The following is a 3,962-nucleotide window of genomic DNA, read 5'->3' as shown; positions in this document are numbered from 1 at the left end:
TTCGCCACGTGTAAACATGCCAGAAGCGAACACCTCGCGAAATTCGGCCTCAACTTCCTCGAAGCTGATGTAGGGCTTCATCAAACGAACAGGAGTCATCGCGCGTGCCTCAGGCGTTGTGCGTACCATTCCAGCGTCGTGCGCAGGCCGGTATCGAAATCGGTCAAGGAATAGTCGATCAGTGCGTGCACCTTCTGGTTGCTCGCGTTGTGGCTCAACACATCGGCTGCGCGCGCCGGCTTGCGCACGATCTCGCCCTGGAAGCCGAGCTCCTGAGCGATGCGCGCGACCAACTCACCGATCGAAATCTGGTTGTCGGTAGAGATGTTCACCGACTCCCCGGCGGGCAGAACGCGGAACAGCTTGGCCACCGCGTCGACGGTGTCCCGCACATGGATATAGTCGCGGGTTTGCAGACCATCGCCATGGATTTCCGGTGCGATTCCGTTGAAGATGCGCCACGCTGTGAGCGGAATCACGCCGGCAAGCAGCCCCTTGTGGTTCTGTCGCGGGCCGTAGTTGTTGAATGGACGCACGATGAACGCGTCAAGACCGAACATGTGCACATAGCTCTCCACTGCCAGGTCTGCCGCTGCCTTGCCGGCGGCATAGGTCGTGGTCGGGCTACGTGGGTGCTGCTCGTCCATCGGCTCGTACACCGCCGAGCCATACACCTCGGAGGTGGAGAAATGGCACAAGGTCTTGTAGGCGCCGCGCCGCAGCAGTTCCAGCAGATTCAACGCCACGGTGACGTTGGTGCCAAAGGCGTTTGCCGGGTTCATGAACGAATAGTTCAAGGCCTTGGTCGCGCAGTTGAAGACGACGTCGATCGTATGCCGCTGGAAGATGAAGTCCAGGCTGGTGGCGAATTCCGCGTCGTCTTTGTAGAGCGTGAGCTTGCCTGTGGCCTGCGCATCGGCGAGGTTATCTTCGGAGCCGAGGAACATGTTGTCGATCACGGCCACGTGGAACGCGCCCTCGGCAATGAGACGGTCCACCAGATGGCTTCCAATGAACCCGGCGCCCCCGGTCACGAGCACGGTTTTTCCGGCGATGTCGCGTGGGTTCAACATGAGGCAACAGCTTTCTGAATGTCTTCGCAAATCTGCATGGCCACGAGACCATCCTGCACGCCCGGCACATCCTTGCTGAGTTGGCCCTGGCAACTGGCGACAAATGCCTGCAGTTCTGAGAGAAGCGCCTCCTGCGGACGCACTTCAATGGCTTCCTGCACTGCAGAGATGGTGTACGGCTGGCCTTCCGCCTGCCGGATTTCGGACTGGCGGCTAATGATGATTTCCTTGCGCAGCAGTTCGCAGTCCACGAACATGTCGACGCAGGTGGCTTCGATCAGGCGCATCTTCTTCTCGGTAATGCGGCTGGCCTGGATGCGTGAGAAGCGGCCGTTCTCGTGGGTGATGAGGGCGGACGCAAAGTCGGTCATCGCCCCATGGGCAAAGCCGTGTGCTGCAACCGAACGCGCAGGTCCGTTCAGGTACAAGGCCAGATCGATGTCATGAATCATCAAGTCGGTAACCACGTCCACGTCGGTGATCCTGGCACTGAGCTTGTTGGTGCGGGTGAAGTCGATGCTGATCACGCGCTCGGATTTGTCGAGCACCTGCTTGAGGCTCTGCACCGCGGGGTTGAAGCGCTCGATAAAGCCAACTTGCAAATTCAAACCCTGCTCGGTCGCAAACCGGGCCACCAGCGCGGCCTCTTCCAGCGTGTCGGCCAGCGGCTTCTCGACAAAGATGTTGCGGACTTTCCCTGCGACCAACCGGATGTAATCGGCGTGCGTCACGGTGGGCGTGCAGATCACCACCGCATCGGCGGTGTCCAGCACGCTGTCTACATCGGCCACTCCTATGACGTCGAACTGCTTGCCGAGGCGTTGGGTTGTGGCCTCGTCCGCATCGGCAATGAACACCAACTCGACGCTCTTGAGCAGCGAGAGCACGCGCAGGTGGTTTTGTCCCATCCGGCCCAGGCCAATCAGGCCGACACGCACTGGCTTATTGCTCATGGCCATCTCCCTCTCCCTCTGTAACGCGGTTGCCCATCTTGTCGATCTTGCCCACCGCGCGTGCGGGATTGCCCATCACCAGTGTGTAGGGAGCGACATTCTTGGTGACCACGCTGCCGGCCGCCACCATGGCGTATTCGCCTATGGTGATACCGCATACGAGGGTGGCATTGGCGCCAATGCTTGCGCCGTTGCCCACCATTGTTTCCGTGATGCGCCATTCCGGGTTGAACGCGCGCGGCACGCGGTCGTTGGTGAACGCGACGTTGGGGCCGACAAACACGTCATCGCCGATGGTCACACCGTTGTATACCGACACGCTGTTCTGCACCTTGCAGCGATCGCCGATACGCACGGCGTGGTCGATGTAAACATCTTTGGACAAGATGCAGCCTTGGCCAATGTGTGCGTTCTCTCGAATCTGGACATTGATCCAGACCTTGGTGCCGGCGCCGATGCGGGCCTTGTCGGAGACATTGGCACTGGGGTGGATGTAGGTGTCTTGTTCCATGGGCGGAATTATTTTGCTGTGACCGAACGAACAACCTCGAGCACGCGCTCCAGTTCTTCTGGATTCATGTAGGGGAACAACGGCAGATTGAGAACGGACGCACAGAGCACTTCTCCCTCATTGCCACCGAAATGCCCTTTGCTAACGCCCTCTGCGCCCGGTTGGCGAGACATCACGCCCGGGTAGATGTTGCCGAAGCCAATGCCTTCTGCCTTGAGCCTGGTTTCCAGTTCAACCTTGAGGCTTGCGTCGCGCACCAGACACACATTGCAGTAGCCGTTTTCCTCGTAGTCCTTAGGCGGTCGCATGGTCTCGATGCCCAGCGCAGGCAGATGCGCCTGGTAGAAAGCTGCGGAGGCTCGACGCGATGCGATGCGCTGTTGTAGGTGGCCAATGCTGAGATTTAGAAATGCAGCCTGCAAGGAGTCCAGACGCGAGTTCCAACCGAGGAGCCCATAGCCGTAGTGTGTGGTGCGGCCATGGTTGCTCAGGCGGCGCACCTTGTCCGCCAGATCAGGGTCATCGGTGAACACCGCACCGCCGTCGCCGGCCGCGCCCAGTACCTTCGCTGGATAGAACGAAGCAGTGGAAATGAGTGCACCCTCATAAATGGGCGCGCCCTTGTAGGCAGCGCCGAAGCACTGTGCGCCGTCTTCGAGCAACAGAACACCTCTTGCTTTGCACAGCGCGCGGATCTCGGCCAGATGCGCCGTGCCCCACCCGTACAGGTGCGCGATGATGACCGCCTTCGGCTTCAAGCGGTCGATAGCTTCCTCCAGTGCGGGAAGTGAAATGCCGCCGTCCGCGATGTCTGCGTCCAATGTCGCGGGGTCTGCGCCCACGTTGATCACCGCTTCAAACGTGGCCCAGAAGGTTACGTTGGGCACCAGCACGGTGTCGCCACGGCCCACACTCAGAGCACGCAGGGCCAGCTGTAGCGCATCTGTGCCGTTGGCGCACGACACGGCAAAGCCCACGCGCAACAGGTCACGCAGACTCGTTTCCAAGCGGGCGACTTCTTCACCGCCGATGAACTGGGCAGCGGCTGTCATCGCGCCGAACTTGGCGTTCAGCGCGTCCTGAAATCCAGGTTCGAAGCGCTTCAGATCGATGAATGGAACTTGAATTTTTTTCACCTTTTCAGTTTTGTGCGACCGACGCAATCGGCATGGGTCTGTTGTGAACCCGGTTGCCATAGCCAACGATGATCCAGAAGAGACAACCTGTGACAGGCTCATAGATCACTGGGTAGATCAGCATCCAGCATGTCAGCACGATGAAGCAGACCAGTACACAACGGTCCACACGGTTGTCACCCTGTGCACATGAGTGCCACAGCGTACGGTAGGTGCGGCCCATGAGGACCACCACCACCGACAGCATGAAGGCGCCCCCCGTGAGCAGGAGTTCAAGGTACGAATTGTG

General features: G+C 59.6%; 5 protein-coding genes. All 5 read right to left on the bottom strand.

Annotated elements, in window-relative coordinates; genetic code table 11:
* Positions 1-95 precede the first annotated feature (95 nt).
* A complete protein-coding gene (locus ACN4F8_RS22675; protein ID WP_419475644.1) occupies positions 96-1,073 on the bottom strand; it encodes a GDP-mannose 4,6-dehydratase in 978 nt (325 codons plus the stop codon).
* Positions 1,067-2,032, bottom strand: a complete 966-nt coding sequence (locus ACN4F8_RS22670; RefSeq protein WP_419475643.1) for a Gfo/Idh/MocA family protein — start codon at positions 2,030-2,032, stop codon at positions 1,067-1,069. Before ACN4F8_RS22670 ends, ACN4F8_RS22675 begins: the two co-directional genes overlap by 7 nt.
* A complete protein-coding gene (locus ACN4F8_RS22665) occupies positions 2,016-2,537 on the bottom strand; it encodes an acyltransferase (protein WP_419475642.1) in 522 nt (173 codons plus the stop codon). Before ACN4F8_RS22665 ends, ACN4F8_RS22670 begins: the two co-directional genes overlap by 17 nt.
* Before the next feature lie 8 nt (positions 2,538-2,545).
* On the bottom strand, positions 2,546-3,673 hold the full coding sequence (locus ACN4F8_RS22660; protein WP_419475641.1) for a DegT/DnrJ/EryC1/StrS family aminotransferase: 1,128 nt from the start codon (positions 3,671-3,673) through the stop codon (positions 2,546-2,548).
* A 4-nt stretch (positions 3,674-3,677) separates the two neighbouring features.
* Positions 3,678-3,962, bottom strand: a 285-nt coding sequence (locus ACN4F8_RS22655; RefSeq protein WP_419475640.1) for a hypothetical protein, incomplete at its 5' end; no start/stop codon positions are given.

This window comes from Hydrogenophaga sp., from assembly GCF_048549895.1.
Taxonomy (GTDB): domain Bacteria; phylum Pseudomonadota; class Gammaproteobacteria; order Burkholderiales; family Burkholderiaceae_C; genus Hydrogenophaga.
This window is presented reverse-complemented; position numbering and strand designations above follow the sequence as displayed.

Excerpts from the sequence above, each read along its gene's own strand:
- ACN4F8_RS22675 (WP_419475644.1), bottom strand. The coding sequence starts at position 1,073 with ATGTTGAACCCACGCGACATCGCCGGAAAAACCGTGCTCGTGACCGGG.
- ACN4F8_RS22670 (WP_419475643.1), bottom strand. The coding sequence starts at position 2,032 with ATGGCCATGAGCAATAAGCCAGTGCGTGTCGGCCTGATTGGCCTGGGC.
- ACN4F8_RS22665 (WP_419475642.1), bottom strand. The coding sequence starts at position 2,537 with ATGGAACAAGACACCTACATCCACCCCAGTGCCAATGTCTCCGACAAG.